Below are 20,708 nucleotides of genomic sequence, written 5' to 3'. Positions count from 1 at the left end.
GGCGCTTGGACAGGAAGCTTATAAGGGCACCACTGCTGTCCTGTCCTTTCACTCCATCAAGAAGGCAAGTGGGTTGGGGCGGAGTTGAACCGCCGACTTCCTCCGTGTGAAGGAGGTATCATAACCGGACTAGATCACCAACCCGGTACATCCAGCTATCTGATGACTGGACTTAAGCGTTATCGTCTGGGGGACGGCGGCGCCCCTTCCGGCGCTTACGCCTCGGACTGCTCGCTCTTGCGGTAGTCACCGATCTTCTCGCGGGCGTCCTTGATCGCCTGTTCGGCGTCACCCTCCGCTCGCTGCTGGAGGTCTTTCAGGTCGGCTTTGACCGTCTCTAAGCGGTTCGGTTCGGGCTCCTCTTCCTTGCCGGTGAGTTCGCGGAACCGCTCTTCGACCGGTTCGAGTTCCTCTTTGACGCCTTTGGTGGCGGTCTCGCCGGCGCGCTTGAGGTAGTACCGTGCGTCTTCGAAGTGTTTGTTCATATCTGTCCCTACGGAGACAACGAATAAATCCTTTGTGCCCGCCTGGGCGTTTCCGGTGCCGCGGAACGAACCGTTATCCACCCGCGTGCGCAACGGCGGTGTATGTTCACCCGTATCTCGGTCCCGACGCCGTTCCAGGTCGGTGCGGTCAACGCCTACATCGCCGGACGGACCGTCGTCGACCCGGGACCGGACAGCGAGGAAGCCTGGTCCCGGCTGCTGGAAGCCCTGGAAGCGCGCGGGCTCGCACCGGGGGACGTAGAGCAAGTGCTCGTGACACACCCACACCCCGACCATTTCGGACTCGCCAAACGGTTCCGGACGGCGGGGGCGAACGTTCTCGCGAGTGCCGACGCGGAACCGATCATGGCCGAGTTCGCGGCCCGTCTGGAGTACGAGCAGTCGTATTTCGTCGATTTCTTCGAACGCTGTGGGACCTCTCGTGAGACCGCGGAGACGGTCACACAGCTCCCCGAGGCGTTTTTAGCCTACGCCGAGAGCGTCGAAACCGACCGAGCGCTGGAAGCGGGTGACACTGTCACAGTCGAGGACGAACCCCTGACGGTCGACCCCGTCGACGGTCACTCCGTCGGCGAGATCGTCTTCTCGTACGACACCGACGGACGCCACGAAGCGCTGGTCGGGGACAACGTGCTCGCGGATATCACCCCCAATCCGTTCCTCCAGCCGCCCGCCGAACCCGGTGGGCAACGCCCCCGTGTGTTGCCGGCGTTCAACGACTCGCTGCGCTGGCTCCGCGAGCAGGGCCACGACCGGTTTCTCACCGGACATCGGGAACCCGTCGAATCACCCCAGCGGCGGATCGACGATATCCTCGACGCCCACGAACAGCGGACCGGCGAGGTCGAATCGATCGTCGACGAGGGCGTGACCACGCCGGTAGAGGTGATGACGGCGCTGTTCGGCGAGCTGCCCGCGACGGAGTACTTCTCGGGGATGAGCGAGGCCGTCGGGCACCTGGACGTACTAGAAGCGCGTGACCGCGTCGAGAAACGGGAGAACGGCGGCGTGTTCGTCTACGAACGCGAGGAGTAGCCTACAGGAACGAGACGGCCTGGGTTGCCAGGTCCGAGACGGCCGGGAAACCGGGCAGGAGCAGGACCGTCACGACGGCCGCGGCGACGATCGCGGTGTAGAGGCCCGTCGGATACGACTCGATGCTGCGATCGCCGGTCGGTTCCTCGATCCACATCGCCTTGACGACTCGCGAGTAGTAGAACAGCGACAGCGCGCTGTTGACGATGAGCGCGACCGCCAGCGAGTAGGCACCGACGTTGACCGTCGCCTCAAGCAGGTAGAACTTCGAGAAGAACCCGCCGCCGATCGGGAGGCCGGCGAGGCTGAACAGGAACACCGTCATCGCCCCGCAGGCCAGCGGCGCCTGCTTGCCCAGTCCGTTGTAGTCCTCGAAGCGGCGACCGACGCCCCAGTACTCGGCCAGGGCGATGAAGAGGAACGCACCGGTGTTCATGAACCCGTAGACTAGCAGGTGGGCCATCCCGGCGCTCATGCTGAACGAGAGCCCCTCACCGGTCGAGGACAGCGCCGCCAGTCCGATGAGGACGTAGCCGGCGTGGCCGACACTGGAGTAGGCCATCATCCGTTTGACCGTCTCCTGAGTGGCCGCGGCGAAGTTCCCGACGAACATCGTCGCGATCGCCAGGATCTGGAAGGCGACGACCCAGTTGAGTGCCTGGATTGGCCCACCGATCAGCGACTCGATAGGGAAGGCAACGGCGAAGGCACGGAACGCCAGCACGAAGCCGGCCGCCTTCGACGCCGACGAGAGGAACGCCGAGATCGGCGCGGGCGCGCCCTCGTAGGCCTCCGGCGCCCAGAAGTGAAACGGGACCGAGGCCGTCTTGAACGCGACGCCACCGATGATCATCAGGATACCGACACCCAGTATCGACATCGGGATCTCGGGACTCCCACTCTGTGCCTGGACGCTCCCGTCGACGACCGTCTGGACGACGCCGCTGTCGATCGCGGCCGCGACGCCGTCGAACCGGAACACACCGGTCGCGGCGTAGACCAGCGAGATGCCGTAGACGAGGATCGCCGACGACACTGCGCCGATGAGGAAGTATTTCAGGCCCGCCTCGACGCTACCGCGGTTCTTCTTCAGGAACGCGACGAGCGCGTACGACGGTAGCGAGACGAGTTCCAGCGCGATGAACGCCGTCGCCAGGCTGTTCGCCGCACTCAGCAGCGACATACCGGTCGCGGCGAGCAAGACGAGCGAGTAGAACTCCGCCTGGTAGCTGTGGCCCTCCAGATAGTCGTAGCTCGCCAGTGCCACGAGCGCCGTGACGCTGGCGACGATGATCATGAAGAACAGGGCCATCTGGTCGACGATCAACTGGCTGTTGAACAGGGTCGGCGTTCCCTGGCCACCCTGGCTCTGGGGGATACCGGTCCCGCCGACGATGAACCAGACTGCAAGCCCGAGAGAGGTGAGAGAGCCGATAACCGAGATACCACTGAGCACTCCCGTGTTGGTCGTATCGGGGTCGACGCTATCGGCCAGCAACAGGAGCAGTGCCGATCCGGCGAGTGCGAACACCGGCGCGAGGCCTGCCCACGGGGGAAGCTGGTGGACCATCTATGCACCACCTCCGACGAGGGAGACGAGCGAGTTTTGAATCATCTGGTAGGAGAGGTCGGGTGCGACACCCAGGACGATGACCAACAGGAGCAACACCACCAGCGGCGCGACGTCGTGGAACGCCGCCGGCGTCACGTCGTAGTCCGTCCCGAGTTCGAACTCACCGAACAGCGTGCGCTGCATCGCCCACAGCAGGTAGCCGGCGACGACGACGATACCGAACATCGCGGCGCTGGTCAGGATCGGCGCGGCGCTGCCAAGCGTCGCCGCGTCGAAGGCACCCTGGAAGATGAGGAACTCGGCCGCAAAGCCGGCCATCAGGGGCAGCCCCATGTAACCGAAGGCGGCCGCGACGAAGACGGCGATCGTCTTGGGCATCCGGTCCGCGAGCCCGGACATGTCTCCGACCATGCGCGTGTGGGTCGTGTTGTAGATGACGCCGACACACATGAACATCAGCCCGGAGATGAGCCCGTGGGCGACCATCTGGAAGGTCGCACCGCCCATCCCGTGGGGCGTGAAGGCGACGAGCCCGAGGATGACGTATCCCATCGACGAGATCGAGGAGTACGCGACGATCCGTTTGAGGTCACGCTGTGCCAGCGCGAGCATCGCGCCGTAGATGACGCTGACGACGCCGACGATCGCGAGCGGGATCGCGAGCGCTCGCGCGGTCTCGGCCAGCATCGTGAAGTTGAACCGCAGCAGTGCGTAGGTCCCCATCTTCAGGAGGACGCCGGCAAGCATTACCGACACCGGCGTCGGGGCCTCGACGTGGGCGTCGGGCAGCCACGTGTGCAGCGGGAAGACGGGTACCTTCACCGCGAAGCCGAAGAACATCAGGACGAACGAGATCGTCGCCAGTCCAACGCCGGCGATCTCGGGAAGTCCCGACGCCGACCGGAAGGCCTCGGCCATCGCCGGCAGGGCCAGCGAGGTCAGGTCCGTACTGAACACCAGCGCGAACAGGCCAGTGAACATGATCAGCGAGGCCACGTTCGTGTAGACGAAGAACTTGATCGCGGCGTATTTGCGTCGTGGGCCGCCCCAGACGCCGATCAACAGGTACATCGGGATGAGCACGCCCTCCCAGAAGATGAACCAGAGGAAGAAGTCCAGCGCGGTGAACACGCCGATGAGGCTCGTCTCCATGAACAGCATCAGCCCGTAGAACTGGGACTGGCGCTCGCCGATGGGCGTCCAGGCCGAGACGATCGCGAGCGTGGTCAGGATCGTCGTCAGCGTGAGCAACGGCATGCTGACGCCATCGAGTCCGACGTAGTAGGCGATCTGGAAGCCGCCAAGCTCCATCCACGGGACCTGTTGGCTGAACGCGACGTCACCGGGCGAGAGTAAGGCGTTGCCCGCGCCCTGGTGTTGGGTCAGGTACACCCAGTACATGTACACCGTCGCGACGGCCGGAACTGCGCTGATGCCGGCCGCGAGCTTCCCGGCGTACCGGTCCGGCGACAGGAAGACGAGACCGGTTCCCAGCAGCGTCACCGCGAGTAAGGCAGCGACCCACATTCAGAACCACCCCCCCATGATGCCGAAGAAGGCAAGCAACAGCACGAGCCCGAGCGTCAGGAGCGCAGCGTAGTTGCTGACGACACCGGACTGGATACGCCGGATGCGGCTGCCGCCGAACAGACTGACGCTGGAGATACCGTTGACGACGCCGTCGACGACGCCCTGGTCGAACTTGTCCATCGCGCGAGCCAGCGGGTAGGTGACGCCCGTCGCGAGCCACACCTGGTATTCGTCTTGGTAGTAGTTGTGCATGAATAGCGTCTTCAGACCGCCAAGCTTGTCCGTGTGCTCGACCGGGTCCGGGCCGCGGTAGAGCGCGGTCGCGGCACCGGCACCGGCGAGCGCGAGACCCAGCGAGACGCCCGCCGAGGCCAGCAGCGTCGGAGTCTCGCCCAGCGGGTAGCCTGCAGCGACGTGTGAGACGTCGTGCAGGAGCGTCTCGTAGTGGTGGAGACCGGTGTTCAGCGCCGCGGGCCAGCCGCCCTCTTCTGGGCCGTTGAGCCACGTGTGGAGGAAGTCGATGTGTGCGCCGGTCAGTTCCGCCACGGGCTTCATGTTGATGAACCCGATCGTCGCGGCGAGCACGCCGAGTACCGTGAGCGGCCCCTTGACGTTCCAGTGGACCGGTTCGGGGTCACGTGCGGTGTCGCTCCGGGCGTTGCCGTGGAAGGTCAGGTACACCATCCGGAAGGTGTAGAAGCCGGTGAAGAAGACGGCCAACAGCCCCATCGCGTACGCGACGAGATAGGCCGTCCCGAGGCCGCCCTCGCTCCCGAATCCGTGGATGAGCGCTTCGTACAGCACTTCGTCTTTCGACCAGAAGCCGGCGAAGGGAACGATGCCGGCCAGCGCCAGCGACCCGGAGAGGAACGTCCAGTAGGTCACCGGCATCCGGTCTTTCAGCCCGCCCATGTCCCACATGTTCTCGTTGTGGTGCATGGCGATGATGACCGATCCGGCACCCAGGAACAGCAGCGCCTTGAAGACGGCGTGGGTGGTCAGGTGGAAGACCGCGGCGATGTAGCCACCCGATCCCAGCGCGAGCATCATATATCCGTACTGGGAGATAGTGGAGTACGCCAGCACCTGCTTGATCTCCTGTTTGACCAGGCCCATCGTCGCCGCGAACAGTGCGGTGAACCCACCGATCAGCGCGATGACCGCGAGTGCGGTCGGCGAGATAGCGTAGAAACCGTACATACGCGCGACGAGGTAGACGCCGGCCGCGACCATCGTCGCCGCGTGGATGAGCGCCGAGACCGGCGTCGGGCCTTCCATCGCGTCGGGGAGCCACGTGTGCAGCGGGAACTGTGCGGACTTCCCGATGACACCGCCCAGCACGAGCAGGCCCAGGACCGTGAACCAGGCCTGTGGGCCGAGTCCGACGGTATCGAGCATCGAGATGGGGCCGGTCTCGCCGTCGACGACGGCGTGTTCGGCCAGCGCCGGGAAGCTCTGTGCGACCACTTCGCCCCCCTCCGTGATCGGAGCGAAGAGTCCGGTCCCGAAGGTCGCGAAGATACCGACCACGCCGATGAGGAAGAAGTAGTCACCGAAACGGGTGACCAGGAACGCCTTCTTCGCGGCCGACGGCGGGCCGTCCTCGCGGAACCAGAAGCCGATGAGCAGATACGAACACAGGCCCACCAGCTCGAAGAACATGAACGCCATCAGGAGGTTGTTGGCGACGACGAACCCGAGCATGCTCGCCGTGAACAGGCCCAGCCCGGCGTAATACCTGGGGAGGCCCGTCTCGCCCTCGTCGTTCATGTAGCCAAGCGAGAAGACGTGGACGAGGAAGGCGATCAGACAGACGATCAACAGCATGAGGGCAGAGAGCGGGTCGATAAGCAACCCGAAGCGAAGCTGGATCGACTCCACCCCTGCGACCCACGTGTAGATAAACTCGTTGTAGGACGTGGAACTACCCGTAAAGCCACCGACAGTCAGCGCCACCCAGATCGAGAGCAGTAGCGATCCACCCGTCGCCGTGATGCCGGCCAGCGCGCCGCCCTTGGGCATCCGGTCGCCGGCAAACAGTGCGACGAGGAACGATGCGAACGGCAGCAGGACGATCGCCGGAGCGTATGTGAATGCAGCCATTGTTACCACCTCATCGTCGTCGCCTTCGTCACGTCGACGTCACTGAAGTTACGGTACAGGACCAGGATGATACCGATCCCGACTGCCACCTCGGCTGCCGCGATCCCCATCGTGAACAGCGAGAAGACCTGTCCCGAGAGGTTGCCGTGGTGGAGCGAGAACGCGACGAAGTTGATGTTCGCCGCGTTCAGCATCAGCTCGACCGACATCAGGAAGATAAGCGCGTTTTTCCGGGTCAGAATACCGAACAGACCGATACAGAACACGGCCGCCGACAGCAGAAGGTACGCTTGAACGGGTATCACCGTCTCTCCCCCCCGTCGGCGGCGACATCCTCCTCGTCGTCACGCTTTGCCAACATCAGGGCGCCGTCGAGTGCCGCATCGAGGACCACGGCAATCGCGATGAACGCGACGATGAATCCTTCAGCGGGGACGGCCGTCTGCCCATCGCCCATCAGCGCGCCGGGGGCGATGTCGAACATCGCCGCGCCGAGACTCTTCGTGACGGCTGCACCCTCGGGAAACCCGATCGGCGTCGAGAACGACGCCGTGAGGAACACGCCACCCAGCACCAGAAACAGTGCGATAGCGGCCAGTCCAGCGGTGAGATTCCCCTCGGTGTTGATCTCGGGTTTCGTTGTCATGGTGTCACCTCGATGACCGACTCGTCCTCCCGGGTTAACATCACCGCGAAGGTGATGAGGATGAGGACGCCGCCGACGTACACCAGAATTTGCATCGTTGCGACGAATGCGGCCTGGTTCAGCACGTAAAACACTGCGACGCTGACCAGTGACACACCCAGTAACAACGCCGAGTGCCAGACGTCGCGCACTAACACGACACCCGACGCGCTGCCCACCGTAACCATGGCGAACAGCGCGAACGCGATTGACTCGTACAGTCCCATCTTACTTTGAACCTCTTTCCGGCGGCCCTTTGAAGATTCCTCTTTTCGTTCGCCATTTTGTGTCGCTCAAGTGGCCGATAGCTGTCGCTCGGGAGGAGAACGTCGACGAAAAGACGGATCGGTGGATTCGCCGCCGGATACGAGCTTACTGGTAATCGACTTCGCCCTCGCCCTCGCCAATCCAGGCGCCCCGGTCTGGCTCGCGCGATTCGAGGGGGTCGATGTCCTTGTACCACGGAACGTTCTTCAGTTGCTCTTTGTCGTAAGCGAACTCGTCTTTCGTGTCCGCCGTGAACTCGAAGTTCTGGGTCAGCAGGATGGCGTCGGTCGGGCAGACCTCCTCACACAGCCGGCAGTAGATACACTGGCCGATGTGGAGGTTGTACTGCTCGCCGTTGCGCTGATCGTCCATCACGATCTGGATGGTGTTGTTCGGACAGACGTTCTCACACTGTCGACACCAGATACACCGCTCCTGGCTCCACTTGTGGACGCCACGGAAGCGGGGGCTCACCTCGGGGGCGACGTCCGGATACTCGACCGTGAACGTCTCCCCTTCGAGGGCGTGTTTCATCGTCGTCGCCATGGATTTCAAGACTCCGATCATTGTGGATCACCGCCGTTGTCGAACGTCGCTGTGCTCATACGTTGACCACCCCGACGATCACGGCTGTCAGCATGAGGTTCGCGAGCGAAAGCACGAGCATGCCCTTCCAACCGATCTCGATGAGCTGGTCGATGCGAACACGGGGGACCGCCGACCGGGCCCACTGGGTGAACAGGAACACTGCCCACATCTTGATGATGAACCAGACGATCCCGGGGAGGACTGGCCCCGCCGGGCCACCGAGGAAGATGGTCGCGACGATAGCCCCGCCCAGGAAGATGTGGATGAACTCACCGAGGTACATCAACACGAAGTACACCGAGGAGTACTCCGTCTGGTAGCCGGCGACGATCTCCGTCGGCGCCTCGGGGATGTCGAACGGGTTCCGTCCGACCTCCGCGAGGTTCGCGATCATGAACAGGACGAACGCGAACGGGTTGACGAACGCGTACCACGAGGGGATGGGACCGATCAGGGATTGCTGCTGGGCCGTGACGATCTCGCTCATCTGGAGCGAGCCGGCGAAGATGACGACCGACGCGCCCGTGAGGATGAGCGGGATCTCGTAGGCGATGTTCTGTGCCACCGCGCGTAACCCGCCCAGGAACGAGTACTTGTTGTTCGAGGCGTAGCCGGCCATCACCAGGCCGACCGAGGCGATCGAGGCCGTCGCGAAGACGTACGCCAGCCCGACCTCGGGGTCGGCGATCTGGATGTTGTACTCCATGTCCATCGGGATGACCGCGAACCCGAGCAGGGCCGAACTGGCCAGCACCAGCGGCGCGAGGTCCCAGGCCGGGCGGTCGACACCCTCCGGGACGATCAGTTCCTTCGAGAGCAGGCGGACCGCGTCGGCGACGATGATGAGCAGCCCGAGTGGGCCGACGCGGTTGATCGCGATGCGGTCGGTAAACGCCGCGGTGATCTTCCGTTTCGCCCAGATGACGATGGCCGTGTTCGTCAGGACGAACGAGCCGACAGCGGCGGAGGCGATCAGTGCCATCACCAGGATGACGCCGGGGTTCGTCGGATCGAGCCCGAGCAGTTCCGCGAGCATCTCGGGGAGTGGTGCACCGCCGCTTTGCATCACCGATCGACCTCCCCGAGAACGATGTCGAGGCTACCCAGCGAGGCGATCATGTCCGGGATGTACTCACCCTGAGACATCTCGGGCAGCGTCTGGAGGTTCGAGAAACACGGACTCCGGATCTTGAATCGGGCCGGCTTGTCCGTCCCGTCCGAGCGGATGTAGATCCCCAGTTCGCCCTTCGCGGCCTCGACGGCGCGGTAGATCTCCTCGTCGGGGTCCGGGCGCAGCGTCCGCGGGACGTTTGCCTGGATCTCGCGGTCGTCTTCGGGCCACTGTTCGAGCAGGTCGACACACTGCTCGATGATCTTCGCGGATTCCTCGACCTCGCGCATACGGACGAGCACGCGCGAGAAGTTGTCGCCGCCATCCTCGGTGACGACGTTCCAGTCGAGTTCGTCGTAGTAGCCGTAGGGGTCGTCCCGCCGGAGGTCGTAGTCGACGCCCGATCCCCGTGCGACGGGACCGGTCGCGCCGTACTGTTTGACCTGCTCGGGCGAGAGAACGCCGGTGTCGACACACCGCATCTGGAAGATCTCGTTGCCCGTGACCAAGTCGTGGTACTCCTCCAGTTTCTCCGGGAGTTCGTCGAGGAAGTCCCGCGTCTTCTCGAAGAACTCCTCGCGGGGCTCGGGAAGGTCCCAGGCGACGCCGCCCAGCCGGAGGTAGTTGAACATCAGCCGCTGCCCGGTGAGATCCTCCAGGAGGTTCTGGACGATCTCGCGGTCGCGGATGCCGTACTGGAAGACCGCAGTGAAGTCGCCGAAGACGTCCAGCGCGAACGTCGCCAGCGCGAGCATGTGTGCCGCGATCCGGCACATCTCCGCGGACATGGTTCGGATGACCTGTGCGTACTCCGGAACCTCGATGTCCGCGAGGTCCTCGGCCGCGCGGGCGTAGGCCCACTCGTTGAGGATGCCGGCCGAGATGTAGTCCCACCGGTCGGGGTAGGGCATGATCTGGTGGCGGTAGGTCCCCTGCTGGCACATCTGCTCCTCACAGCGGTGGAGATAGCCGATGTCGGGCTCGATGTCGGCGATCTGCTCGCCGTCCAGCACCGTCTTGACGTGGAGCACGCCGTGGGTCGCCGGGTGGTGCGGACCGATGTTGACGAACATCGTGTCCGGGTTCTCCTCGCTCCGGTGGTCCTCCTGGAGCGGGTTGGCGTTCTCACGCAGCGTGACGATCTGGGGCTGGTCCTGGTTGTAGTCCTGGCCGAGCGGGTGGCCCTGCCAGGTCTCGGGCAGGAGAATCCGTTCGAGATTCGGGTGATCGTCGTACTCTAGCCCGACGAGATCGTAGGCCTCGCGTTCGTGCCAGTCTGCCGTCGAGTAGACGCGGGCTGCGGACTCGTTTCCGGGGTCGTCCTTCGGCGACGGGACGACGATCGACAGCTCCTGGGTCGGGTCCTCGTACTTTTTGAGGTGATAGATCGTCTCGTAGCGATCGTCGTACTCCTGGCCGGTGACACAGGAGAGGTGGTCGAAGCCGGCTTCGGTCCGTAGTTGCGAGAGGACCGTCTGTACCTCGTCGGGGCGGATGACGAAACCCTCGGCGTTGACGTGCTGTTCGCGCTCGAGGACGTGTCCGTCGAGCATGGCGGCCAGCGCGTCGTAGTCGAGCCCGTCGTCGGTCACTCCGACATCGACCGTCGTGTCCGGTGTAGGTTCTTCGAGACTCATTGGTAGTCAGGGCGAGTTGTCCCAGTTGTACCGCATCACGAGGTCCTCCTCGTCGACCTCGTCGGCGAGCTTCTGGACGAGCTCGTCCTGTTCGAGATCGCCGAACTGTTCGAGTTCGTAGGGTTTGACCGTCACCGGCGAGGACTCGCCGTTGGCGATCCGTTCCTGGAGCTTGGCGACGCCGTAGATCAGCGCCTCGGGCCGGGGTGGGCAACCGGGAACGTGGATGTCGACCGGGATGACCTCCTCCGCGCCCTTGACGACGTTGTACCCCTCCTGGAACGGGCCGCCGGAGACGGTACAGGAACCCATCGAGACGACGAACTTCGGCTCGGGCATCTGGTCGTAGACCCGCTTCATTCGCGGGGCGAACTTCGAGACGATAGTCCCCGGGACGATGATAACATCGGCCTGCCGCGGTGAGGCCCGCGGGACGCCGGCACCGAAGCGATCGAGGTCGTGTTTGATCGCGTAGGTGTGGATCATCTCGATGCTACAGCAGGCGATCCCGAACTGTAGCATGAACATCGAGGAGCCCCGTACCCAGTTCATGAACTGGTCGAACTTGGTGAGGATAAACGGCGTCGAGCCGAACGCTTCCCGCAGTTTGGAGTTGAAGCGGTCGTCCGCGCCCTCGCCCATCCGGGCCTCTCGTGTCGATACCTCGGTCGGCGGTGTCTGGTCACTACTCATATGTATCTGCCCCCTTCGTTACCGACGGGTTACGCACCCATTGGACCGCGCCGTTACGCCACGCCCAGGCGAGTCCGACGACGAGGATGCCGACGAACACCACCATCGGCAACAGAACCCTGGTGATGCCGACGGCCGACACCGCATCTCGGTAGATGAGGGTCCACGGGAAGATGAGGACCGTCTCGATGTCGAAGACCATGAACAGCAGCGCGACCATGTAGTACTGGATGTTGAAACGGATATGTCGGCTGCTGCCAGTCGGCACCTCACCGGACTCGTAGGTGGTTCGTTTGCCCTGTTCGGGAACGCTCGGCCGGAGAAGACTCGACGCCGTCATCATCCCCAGCGGGATCGCGAGCCCCACGAGCGCGAGCGCACCGATGGCAATCCATGCATTACTCATTCCGGAATCTCCTATCGTTCGCCGGTTAGGTGTACTCGCATATAAGGGTTCATTGTTCGGGTTTCGAGTCGGTCACGCGCCCGTTGTGACGGCGATCGGCGGTCGGTGAGTACCGGCCCGACACAGCCGGCGGTCGGGCACGCACGCGCCCTATTCGTCCCAGTATTCGGCCTTGAACCCGGGCGTCCCCAGTTCGTGGAGGTCCCGCGAAACGTCACCGACCCCTTCCTGGAGGCCCTGATGGTACTCGATCAGTCGTTCGCGGAGGGCTTCGTGCTCGCGTGCGAGGATTTGAACGGCGCTCAGTGCGGCGTTGAACGACTTGCCCGCGTCGACGGCAGTGATCGGTGCCCCCTGTGGCATCCCGATGACCGAGTCGACGGACTTCTCCTGGACGGGGACGCCGATGACCGGCAGTGGGTACGCGATCGAGGCGGTCATGTTCGGGAGATCGGCCGACTTCCCTCCGGCACCAGCGATGATCACGTCGAGACCACGGTCGGCAGCGGTCTCCGCGTACGCGTACATCAGTTCCGGGGTCCGGTGTGCCGAGACGACGAACGTCTCGAAGGTGAACCGAGCGTCGGGGGCGTCGGCGTAGTCGGTCTGTTCCTCGAAGTCGAGTTCCTCCGCGAGCGCGGCGTACGCGCCCGGCCGTTTCCCCTTCCCGCCGGCCATCGTCGCCAGATCCGAGTCCGATCCCATGACGATTCCCACGTCGGGTGTCAGTTCGTCGGGCCGATCCATCGCCGCTTCCTCGTGGAGTTGGTCGATCAGGGACTGCACGCTGTCGGCTGTCATAGCCCAGGCTCCACGGCGGGGCACCTAAGCGTATGTGGTTTCGCTCACGCCGACCCTAGCCAAGAAAGGAAACGCTCTTGCCCCACACCGACACATCGTCGTACATGAGCAACGGGGACGACGAGGCACCCGAGGACGAGACCGAGGCGCCCACGGACGACGCCGAGGCGTCTGACGACAGCGTCGGCGCGGACGTAACCGCCGACGCACTCGAATCACGGCTCGACGAGGCCGAGAGCGCCCTCGATGGCGCCGAAACCGAGGCCGACCTCGACGAGGTCGAGGCGACACTGGACGACATCGAGAGCGCGCTGGAGTCGGCCGACCTCCCGGAGCCGGACGAAGACGACGAGGACGCCGAGGACCCCCGAGCGGAGCTGGAGTCGAAGCTCTCGGACCTCCGGGACGGCCTCGAAGCGCAACGCGGCCCGTACGCCGAGGATGTCGTCGGGATCGTCGAGACCGCACAGTCGACGGTCAACGACAGCGAATGGACCGAAGACGGCGAAGGCGAAGCGCTCGAAGCGATCCGGTCGTTCCTCGATACGGCGAGCGAACACGTCACCCACGACGCCGACACCGAGACGGACCTCATCAACGCTGGCTCCGCGCTTGAGACGGTCGCCGACGCGATCGACGCCGCCGGGCTGGACGCCGACGAGGACGCCGACACGATCGCCTCGCTTCTGGAGGTCGCCGAGACGCTAGCGGACGATCTGGAGGCCGCGGAGGTCTGGGACGATCTGACCGTCCGGGAACAGCTCGACGCACGGGGCTTCTACGACATCCTGACCAACGAGAACCGCAAGGACTTCCCACCCGAGTGGAACGCGGCCAAACTCCACGCGAAGCAGGGCAACATCGAAGACGTGCTGTTCGCGTTCGAGAAGCTCGGCTCGGAGTTCATGGACGAGTACATCATCGACATCTTCTATCACCTCGGGAGCGACGCCGAGCCGGCCTTCGAGGCGATGCACGAGAAGGCCCAACGGCGCGACAAGGGACCGATCAAGGTACTCGGAAAGATCGGCGACGACCGTGCCTGCGAGACGCTCCACGACTTCATCGACGGGGACGGCGACCCCGCACTCCAGAAGGTGACGCTGCGCGCGCTGGGTTCGATCGGTAGCCCCGACTCCGTCCAGCCGGTCGCGAACTGTCTCGACTCGGAGAACGAGGACATCCGCTCGGTGGCCGCACGCACGCTGGGCCTGCTCGGCGATACCCGTGCGGTCGAACCGCTCGGGGACCTCCTCAAGAGCGACGAGAGCGACCAGGCCCGCGCGTCGGCCGCGTGGGCGCTGCGCCAGATCGGCACCGAACGCGCACTCGACGAAGCCGCACAGTACGTTGACGACCGCGCGTATCTCGTCCAGGCAGAGGCCGAGAAGGCCGCAAGCGCCTGATCCATCGCCTGTCCCCACGGCCGAACCTTCTTGTACCGAAGGGCGACCAGACCCTCCGATGCGGTCGTTCGTCGCCTTCGCGTTGATCTGCCTGCTCGTCACCCCAGCTATCGGTCCCTCGGTCGCTGCCGGCCCGGAGTCGACTCCGACCGCGACCGATCCGTCGATTCACGCGATCTACCCGAATCCCGTGGCCGGTGGCGACACCGGCGAGTTCGTCGTCCTCGACGTTCCCGAGCGGACCGGTCTGAGTCGGTACGCACTCTCGGACGGCCAGTCGACGGTCACGCTCCCGAACGAGACAGTCACCGGAACGGTCGCGCTGACCGCGGCGCCGGACGCCGTCCGACCGCTGGTCGATCATCCCGTCGTCGCGCTCCCGGACCACCCGGAACTGGCCAACAGCGGCGAACGGGTTCGGCTCGTCACCGACGGTGAGACGATCGACAGCGTCCGCTACACCGATGCTACTGAGGGAGATATCGGCGTCGTCGCCGGCTCGACGATCCGCTGGCGACCACTCGGTGCTTCGGACAGACCGGTCGTCACCGCGGGCCGCGGGTCCGTCCGGGCGTTTACGCTCCCGGACGCACCCGATGCCCCACTCGAACCCCTTCGAACGGCCGAGAGTCGGGTCCTACTCGCCGGCTACACCCTCACGTCCGAACGAGTAGCTGACGCCCTGATCGCGGCAAAACGGCGGGGAGCGAGGGTACGTGTGCTGCTGGAGGGCGACCCCGTCGGCGATCGGACCCGCGCGGAGGCCCGGACGCTGGACCGTCTGGTCAAGGCGGGCGTCGAGGTGCGGATGATCGCGGGGCCACGTGCGCGGTACCGCTACCACCACGCGAAGTATGCGGTCGCCGACGGGCGCGCGGTCGTCCTGACCGAGAACTGGAAACCGGCCGGGACTGGCGGCAACAGCAGCCGCGGGTGGGGTGTCGCGACCGAACAGCCGAGCGTCGTCGAGGGGCTGGCGACGACGTTCCGCGCCGACGCGGGATGGCGGGACGCGACCCGCTGGCAGTCCTACCGGCGTGGCCGTCAGTTCGAGCGTGGTGAACGGGCAGTCGGGAGCTACCCACGACGCTTCGAACCGACGAGCATCCCGGTCGAGCGAACGGAACTACTGGTCACACCCGACAATGCCCAGCAACGTCTGATTGAGACGATAGACGATGCCGACCGGCGAATCGCCGTCGTCCAGCCGACTGTCGGCGGGTGGGACGAGCCGCTTCTGCGGGCGGTGCGTCGAGCGGCCCAGCGCGGCGTCGAGGTCCGCCTACTCCTGAGCGACGCCTGGTACGTCCGCGAGGAGAACCGAGCAACGGTCGAGCGGTTCCGGGAGTGGGCCGACCGGACCGACAGCCCGCTCTCGGCCCGCGTCGCCGACCCCGCCGGCCGGTACGAGAAGATCCACGCGAAAGGCGCGGTCGTCGACGACCGCGTCGTCGCCGGCAGCCTCAACTGGAACGAGCAGGCCGCGACCACGAACCGGGAGGTCGTCCTCCTCCTCCACGGGTCGGAGGTAGCGTCGTACTACCGGGAAGTGTTCGACGCCGACTGGCAGGGCGGAAGGAGTGGCTTACCCCTCGAATTACTGGGAATCGGTCTCGGCGTCGGGATCGTAGCTGTGCTGGCGTTGCGTCGAGTTGAGTTCGCGGAAACCGTCGGACGAGGGTGATCGATCAGACGTCGACGTCTTCGGGGAGCGCCGTCGAACTCCCGAGTTCCTCGTCGATCTCGGCCTCGGCCATCTTCTCGACGAGGGCGTCGAGCACCTCGTCGCGCATCCCGGAGACGAACTTGATCGAGCCGACGACGAGGTGGCCCCCGCCGGAGACCCCGCCACCGTCGACCTCCGCGGTCAGTTCGTTGACCATCCGCGGGATGTCCAGCCGGACGCCGTCGCTCCGGAGGACGGCGAAGTCGGGACCGTAGCCGATGGTGATGACCGGATCGCCGGTCTCTGCGACCTTCCGGTCGTGGATCTCGCCGGTGGTCTTCCCTGGAGCGGGGTAGGTAAAGCGGTGGGCGTGGTTCTCGACGTCGATCCGGTAGAGGTGGGCGCCGTTGTCGAGTCGCTCGTGGTCGACGTGGTGCATCGCGGCGTCGAGTTGGTCCGCCACGTCGCGTTCGGCCCGGTCGGCGAGGAACTCGACGATCTCCTCGTGGCGGTCCCGGTCGTCACAGTCGACGTTGAGCACGTCGGTCACGAGCTGTTCGCCGGAGCTGTAGCGAAGCCAGTGGGTCGCGTAGTCAAGCGCCTCACCGATGTCCCGCAGGTCCCCCTCGTCGTAGCCCATCTCGCCGGCGAGTTCGAGGTAGTCCGGCATCGCCTCGCCCTCGGATCGGTCCGAGAGGCCGGCGACGGCAGGGACGTGCTGGAGGTCCTCGCTCAGCGTCGGATCGATCATCCGGGCGAGTTCGACACAGAGCATCCCGGTCGTGATCCGGTAGTCCTCGTCGTGGAGGTAGGGGTTGACGTGGTGCTCGATGAGCGGCTCGACGGCCTCCGGGTCGGGGTGGTGGTGGTCGACGACGACTACAGGGATGTCGTAGTGTCGGAGGTTCCGGTAGGCCGGCGTGTCCTCCTCGGTCGAGCCGTTGTCGAGCATCAACAGCATCGGGAGCTTCTGGCCGTGGCGGGTCCGGTCCTCCAGCGCGAAGTTCAGGTCCCGGGTGACATCTTCCATCTCGTAGTAGGGGGCCTTGCTCGGCAGGCGCTTGAGGAGGTGCTGGGGCGCGTCGCTGTCCTCGTACTGTTCGGCGATGAACCGCTGGAGCGCGACTTGCAGCGGGACGCTGGCACAGAGCCCGTCACCGTCGGCGTGGTGGCGCATTCGGATCGGCCGACCAGCGAGTACCGTCCGGCGGAGTTCGGTCGCGACCTCCCGTAGGTCGTCCCAGAGCTTCTCGAAGGCCGGCCACTCGACCAACGGGTCGATGTCCGCCGGTTCGGCCAGTTCCGAGAGGGCGGCGTCGAGGTCGTCCCGCACGGCAGCCGCCGGCTCGCCGTCGAGGACGGTCAGCGAATCGACCTCGATCTGGACGCCGCCGTCCCGCTCCTCGGCGCGGCCGGCGATCCGGACGATATCGTCGATCTCGACGCCGGGATGGGCGCGGACGCCGGCCTCGTCGAAGGCGGCACACGGGACAACGCCGGTCGTATCCCGGAGCTGGAACACGGTCGGACCGCCGGTCTGTTTGATCTGGACGACGGTCCCCTCGACGATCACAGTATCACCGGTCACGTCGTCGAGGTCGGCGACGGTCGTCAGATCACCGTGAGCGACCGGTTCGAGCCGGTAGTCGTCGAGTCGGACCTCGTCGAAGCTGAGGTCGCCATCGGGGCGGACCTCGGCGAGTTCGACGACGAGTTCGTCGCCGACATCGTAGTCGCCCAACAGGTTCGAATCGTGGACGAGTCCGGAGACGGTATCGGAGAGATCGACGAAGACACCGTACTCGACGACGCCGTTGACAGTCGCGAGGTAGCGGCCATCGTCCTCCAGATCGTCGGCGGTACACTCTGCAGCGAGATCGTAGACGACGGTCCCCCCATCGGGGACCGCGGCACCGTCGTCGGTGCCGGTTGGCGAAGACATTTGCCGTCACTTCGGTGTTGTGCCGTTTGTACTCTTCGGAATCGCTGGGTAGCGCCGCTCGATCCGAGCGACGATAATTGGCCGGGAAAGCGCGGGACGCGAGCCCGCTGGCCGGAGACACAACCCTTAGAAGCCAGCCCCACCGACTGTGTGTATGGCGTTGTTCCGCTCGGGCGGTATCCTCGGTATCGCCGAGTCCGCACTGGAGTTCGCGCGTGCCGCCTCGGAAGAGTCACACCCCAACGAGTACATGGGGCTGCTCCGGGGCGACGACGCGACGAAGGTCGGACTCGACGAGGACGGGACGGTCCTGACCGACGTGCTCGTCATCCCGGGCACCGAATCGAACCCGGTGAGTGCGACCGTCAAGACGAGTATGGTCCCCAACGATATGCGCGCCGCGGGGTCGATCCACTCACACCCCAACGGCGTCTTACAGCCCAGCGACGCCGACCTGGCGACGTTCGGTCGGGGTGATGTCCACATCATCCTGGGGTACCCGTACGGTCCCGACGACTGGCAGGCCTTCGACAACGAGGGCCAACCGATCGACCTCCCGGTACTCGACGTCGCCCCGCCGGAGGAGACGTTCTTCGATTTCGACCAGTCGGACATCGACCGCGAACTGCGCGACGAGGAGTTCGACTCGTGACGCGGGTCGTCGCACAGGGGACCTTCGACATCCTCCACCCCGGACACGTCCACTACCTCCGGGACGCCGCCCGGATGGGCGATGAACTCCACGTCATCGTCGCGCGCTCGGTCAACGTCACACACAAGGAGCCGCCGGTGGTGCCCGACGAGCAACGGCGGGAGATGGTGGCGTCGCTGAAGCCGGTCGACGAGGCCCATCTGGGCCATCCCGAGGACATCTTCGTCCCGATCGAACGGCTCGAACCGGACGTGATCGCGCTGGGCTACGACCAACATCACGACATCGAGAAGCTCCGGAACGCGCTCTCTGAGCGTGGCATCGACTGTGACGTCCGGCGGGCGAGCCCGTTGGAACAGGAGGGCGACGAATCCCTCCTCTCTACCGGTCAGATCATCGCCCGCGTGCTCGACGAGCGCGAGTGAACACGACGGCGTGTCGTGAGAACGGCTGTACACTGACTCGCTGGATGAACCGCTACAGCAGGTCGTGTTCGGCCAGTCGGTCGACCGCTTCCTGCAGGCGCTCCTTGCTGTTGGCGTAGGAGATACGGGCGTAGCCGGGCGTCCCGAACGCGCTGCCGGGGACCGTCGCGACCTGGGCCTCCGAGATCGCCTTGTCACACCACTCGGTGTCGTCGCCGTCCGGGGCGATCTCCGGCATCATGTAGAACGCGCCCTGTGGCTCGGGAACGTGGACGCCGTGGTCCTCGAACAGTCCCATCAGGAACTCGCGCCGTTCCGCGAAGGCCTGGCGCATCTCCTCGACGGCCTCGTCGGTGTTGGTGATCGCCTCGACGCCGGCGTGCTGGACGAAGTTCACCGCACAGGAGACCGAGTGGGAGTGGACCTTCCCTGCCTGCGAGACCAGCTCTTCCGGGGCCGCGAAGTAGCCCAGCCGCCACCCGGTCATGGAGTAGGCCTTCGAGAAGCCGTTGAGCGTGACGGTACGGTCCGCCATGCCCTCCAGCGTTCCCAGCGAGACGGCCTCGGCGCCGTCGTAGGTAATCTCCTTGTAGATCTCGTCGGAGATCACGGTGATGTCGTGTTCGACGGCCAGGTCACGGACGCCCTCCATCGCCTCGCGGGAGTAGACGGCGCCGTGGGGGTTGCCCGGCGAGTTGACCACCAGCAGTTCGGTGTCGTCCGAGACCGCGGCCGCGAGGTCGTCGAGCGCGCCCTCTAGCTGGAAGTCGTGGGCCGCGGTGTCGACGCGGGTCAGCGTCCCGCCGGCGAGTTTCGCCATCGCCTCGTAGGAGACCCACGCCGGGTCCAGTAGGGCGACCTCATCCCCATCGTCGATGATCGTCTGGAAGACCTCGTAGAGGGCCTGCTTACCGCCGGGCGTGACGATGAGGTTCTCGGGACCGTACTGGGTCAGGCCGTCGTCGTGGAGCTTCTCGGCGATGGCCTCCTTGAGTTCCGGGATGCCGTTCGAAGGGGTGTAGCCGGTGTGGCCGGCGTCGAGAGCGTCCTTCGCGGCGTCCTTGATGTTCTCGGGGGTATCGAAGTCGGGTTCGCCGACCGAGAGGTCGACGACGTCTTTCCCCTCGGCCTCCAGTTCGGCGGCCTTGTTGCTGATCGCGAGCGTCGCGCTCGGTTCTACACGTTCGACGCGGGATGCGAAGTCCATAGTCATGGTAGTTGGGTAGCGAGTTCGATGGCGCTCGTGACTGCCGAGCCGCCCTTGTGAGTTCGTGCCTCGGCTTCGGCTGTACTCATACCGGGGCCGATGATCCCCAGCGTGACAGGCGTGTCGCGGTCGAGGGCGACATCGGTCAATCCCTGTGCCGCCGCGTCGGCGATGACCGCGTCGTGGTCGGTGTCGCCTTCGACGATAACGCCGAGGACCGCGACGGCGTCGACATCGTCCCGGCGTGCCAGCCGATCGGCGGCCAGCGGCGTGTCGTAGGAGCCGGGGACAGCCACCGTCTCGACGACATCGGCGTCGTGGTCGGCGGCGGCCTGTCGGGCCGACTCCTCCATCTCCTCGACGACCTGCCCGTGTTTGTCGTACTGGGCGACGACCAGCCCGAGCTGCACCATACTCGTGTGGGTGGCTGTTATCCCTAAAGAACTACCGTTCCGGCTTCGGGAAACCAGAAGTG

21 protein-coding genes and 1 tRNA gene are annotated in these 20,708 nt (G+C 65.2%); 5 read left to right on the top strand and 17 right to left on the bottom strand.

All coding sequences use genetic code 11. The features are described 5' to 3' along the window. Positions 1-69: 69 nt before the first annotated feature. Positions 70-144: transfer RNA gene (locus VJ109_RS11760), tRNA-Val, on the bottom strand. A gap of 71 nt (positions 145-215) precedes the next feature. Next, complete coding sequence (locus VJ109_RS11755; protein WP_324756904.1) at positions 216-485, bottom strand: DUF7553 family protein; 270 nt, start codon at positions 483-485, stop codon at positions 216-218. A 102-nt stretch (positions 486-587) separates the two neighbouring features. Here VJ109_RS11755 and VJ109_RS11750 point away from each other — a divergent pair, with 102 nt between their 5' ends. Next, positions 588-1,541 carry an MBL fold metallo-hydrolase gene (locus VJ109_RS11750; protein WP_324756903.1) on the top strand — a complete coding sequence of 318 codons (954 nt, stop codon included), beginning with the start codon at positions 588-590 and terminating at the stop codon, positions 1,539-1,541. Between the two features lies 1 nt (position 1,542). Here the strand turns inward: VJ109_RS11750 and VJ109_RS11745 are convergent, their stop codons facing one another. From VJ109_RS11745 to VJ109_RS11690, 12 genes are all read right to left on the bottom strand, one after another. Further along, the gene (locus tag VJ109_RS11745; RefSeq protein ID WP_324756902.1) at positions 1,543-3,111 is read right to left on the bottom strand and encodes an NADH-quinone oxidoreductase subunit N; all 1,569 of its coding nucleotides are present in this window, start codon (positions 3,109-3,111) and stop codon (positions 1,543-1,545) included. Next, positions 3,112-4,641 (bottom strand): complex I subunit 4 family protein, encoded by a 1,530-nt coding sequence (locus VJ109_RS11740; RefSeq protein ID WP_324756901.1) that lies wholly within the window; start codon positions 4,639-4,641, stop codon positions 3,112-3,114. Further along, positions 4,642-6,747, bottom strand: coding sequence for an NADH-quinone oxidoreductase subunit L (nuoL, locus tag VJ109_RS11735; RefSeq protein WP_324756900.1), 2,106 nt, complete (start codon positions 6,745-6,747; stop codon positions 4,642-4,644). A gap of 2 nt (positions 6,748-6,749) precedes the next feature. Beyond that, the gene (nuoK, locus tag VJ109_RS11730) at positions 6,750-7,052 is read right to left on the bottom strand and encodes an NADH-quinone oxidoreductase subunit NuoK (RefSeq protein ID WP_276222559.1); all 303 of its coding nucleotides are present in this window, start codon (positions 7,050-7,052) and stop codon (positions 6,750-6,752) included. Continuing rightward, positions 7,049-7,393 (bottom strand): proton-conducting membrane transporter, encoded by a 345-nt coding sequence (locus VJ109_RS11725; protein ID WP_324756898.1) that lies wholly within the window; start codon positions 7,391-7,393, stop codon positions 7,049-7,051. Before VJ109_RS11725 ends, nuoK begins: the two co-directional genes overlap by 4 nt. Further along, complete coding sequence (locus VJ109_RS11720; protein WP_276222561.1) at positions 7,390-7,659, bottom strand: NADH-quinone oxidoreductase subunit J; 270 nt, start codon at positions 7,657-7,659, stop codon at positions 7,390-7,392. Before VJ109_RS11720 ends, VJ109_RS11725 begins: the two co-directional genes overlap by 4 nt. 145 nt (positions 7,660-7,804) lie before the next feature. After that, positions 7,805-8,266, bottom strand: coding sequence for a NuoI/complex I 23 kDa subunit family protein (locus VJ109_RS11715; protein WP_276222562.1), 462 nt, complete (start codon positions 8,264-8,266; stop codon positions 7,805-7,807). A 34-nt stretch (positions 8,267-8,300) separates the two neighbouring features. Continuing rightward, positions 8,301-9,353, bottom strand: a complete 1,053-nt coding sequence (locus tag VJ109_RS11710; protein WP_324756896.1) for a complex I subunit 1/NuoH family protein — start codon at positions 9,351-9,353, stop codon at positions 8,301-8,303. Beyond that, positions 9,353-11,035 carry an NADH-quinone oxidoreductase subunit D gene (locus VJ109_RS11705; protein ID WP_324756894.1) on the bottom strand — a complete coding sequence of 561 codons (1,683 nt, stop codon included), beginning with the start codon at positions 11,033-11,035 and terminating at the stop codon, positions 9,353-9,355. Before VJ109_RS11705 ends, VJ109_RS11710 begins: the two co-directional genes overlap by 1 nt. A 6-nt stretch (positions 11,036-11,041) precedes the next feature. Beyond that, positions 11,042-11,728: an NADH-quinone oxidoreductase subunit B gene (locus VJ109_RS11700; protein ID WP_276222565.1), complete on the bottom strand. Its 687-nt coding sequence runs from the start codon at positions 11,726-11,728 to the stop codon at positions 11,042-11,044. Then, positions 11,721-12,134 carry an NADH-quinone oxidoreductase subunit A gene (locus VJ109_RS11695; protein ID WP_324756892.1) on the bottom strand — a complete coding sequence of 138 codons (414 nt, stop codon included), beginning with the start codon at positions 12,132-12,134 and terminating at the stop codon, positions 11,721-11,723. The genes VJ109_RS11700 and VJ109_RS11695 overlap by 8 nt, the downstream gene beginning before the upstream one ends. A 150-nt stretch (positions 12,135-12,284) precedes the next feature. Beyond that, on the bottom strand, positions 12,285-12,935 hold the full coding sequence (locus tag VJ109_RS11690; protein WP_324756890.1) for an AIR carboxylase family protein: 651 nt from the start codon (positions 12,933-12,935) through the stop codon (positions 12,285-12,287). Positions 12,936-13,039: 104 nt separating this feature from the next. On the opposite strand from VJ109_RS11690, the gene VJ109_RS11685 reads away from it, so the two are divergent. Both VJ109_RS11685 and VJ109_RS11680 read left to right on the top strand, forming a co-directional pair. Then, positions 13,040-14,341, top strand: a complete 1,302-nt coding sequence (locus VJ109_RS11685) for a HEAT repeat domain-containing protein (RefSeq protein ID WP_324756889.1) — start codon at positions 13,040-13,042, stop codon at positions 14,339-14,341. A gap of 58 nt (positions 14,342-14,399) precedes the next feature. Then, entirely contained in the window at positions 14,400-16,025 is a 1,626-nt protein-coding gene (locus tag VJ109_RS11680; protein WP_324756888.1) for a phospholipase D-like domain-containing protein, read from the top strand. Between the two features lie 4 nt (positions 16,026-16,029). On the opposite strand, the gene han is transcribed toward VJ109_RS11680, so the two are convergent. Further along, a complete protein-coding gene (gene han / locus VJ109_RS11675; RefSeq protein ID WP_324756886.1) occupies positions 16,030-17,949 on the bottom strand; it encodes a Hef-associated nuclease in 1,920 nt (639 codons plus the stop codon). Between the two features lie 154 nt (positions 17,950-18,103). Here han and VJ109_RS11670 point away from each other — a divergent pair, with 154 nt between their 5' ends. Both VJ109_RS11670 and VJ109_RS11665 read left to right on the top strand, forming a co-directional pair. Continuing rightward, a complete protein-coding gene (locus VJ109_RS11670; RefSeq protein WP_276222572.1) occupies positions 18,104-18,601 on the top strand; it encodes a Mov34/MPN/PAD-1 family protein in 498 nt (165 codons plus the stop codon). Next, positions 18,598-19,026, top strand: a complete 429-nt coding sequence (locus tag VJ109_RS11665; RefSeq protein WP_276222573.1) for an FAD synthase family protein — start codon at positions 18,598-18,600, stop codon at positions 19,024-19,026. Before VJ109_RS11670 ends, VJ109_RS11665 begins: the two co-directional genes overlap by 4 nt. Positions 19,027-19,078: 52 nt before the next feature. Here VJ109_RS11665 and VJ109_RS11660 read toward each other — a convergent pair whose 3' ends face one another. Together VJ109_RS11660 and ribH are read right to left on the bottom strand one after the other, a co-directional pair. Further along, on the bottom strand, positions 19,079-20,239 hold the full coding sequence (locus tag VJ109_RS11660; protein ID WP_324756884.1) for a pyridoxal phosphate-dependent aminotransferase: 1,161 nt from the start codon (positions 20,237-20,239) through the stop codon (positions 19,079-19,081). After that, a complete protein-coding gene (gene ribH, locus VJ109_RS11655) occupies positions 20,236-20,646 on the bottom strand; it encodes a 6,7-dimethyl-8-ribityllumazine synthase (protein ID WP_324756883.1) in 411 nt (136 codons plus the stop codon). Before ribH ends, VJ109_RS11660 begins: the two co-directional genes overlap by 4 nt. Positions 20,647-20,708: the final 62 nt, after the last annotated feature.

This window comes from Haloarcula montana (genome assembly GCF_035666295.1).
Classification (GTDB): Archaea; Halobacteriota; Halobacteria; order Halobacteriales; family Haloarculaceae; genus Haloarcula; species Haloarcula montana.
The sequence above is the reverse complement of the archived record's forward strand: the minus strand, read 5'-3'. Positions and strand labels throughout refer to the sequence as shown.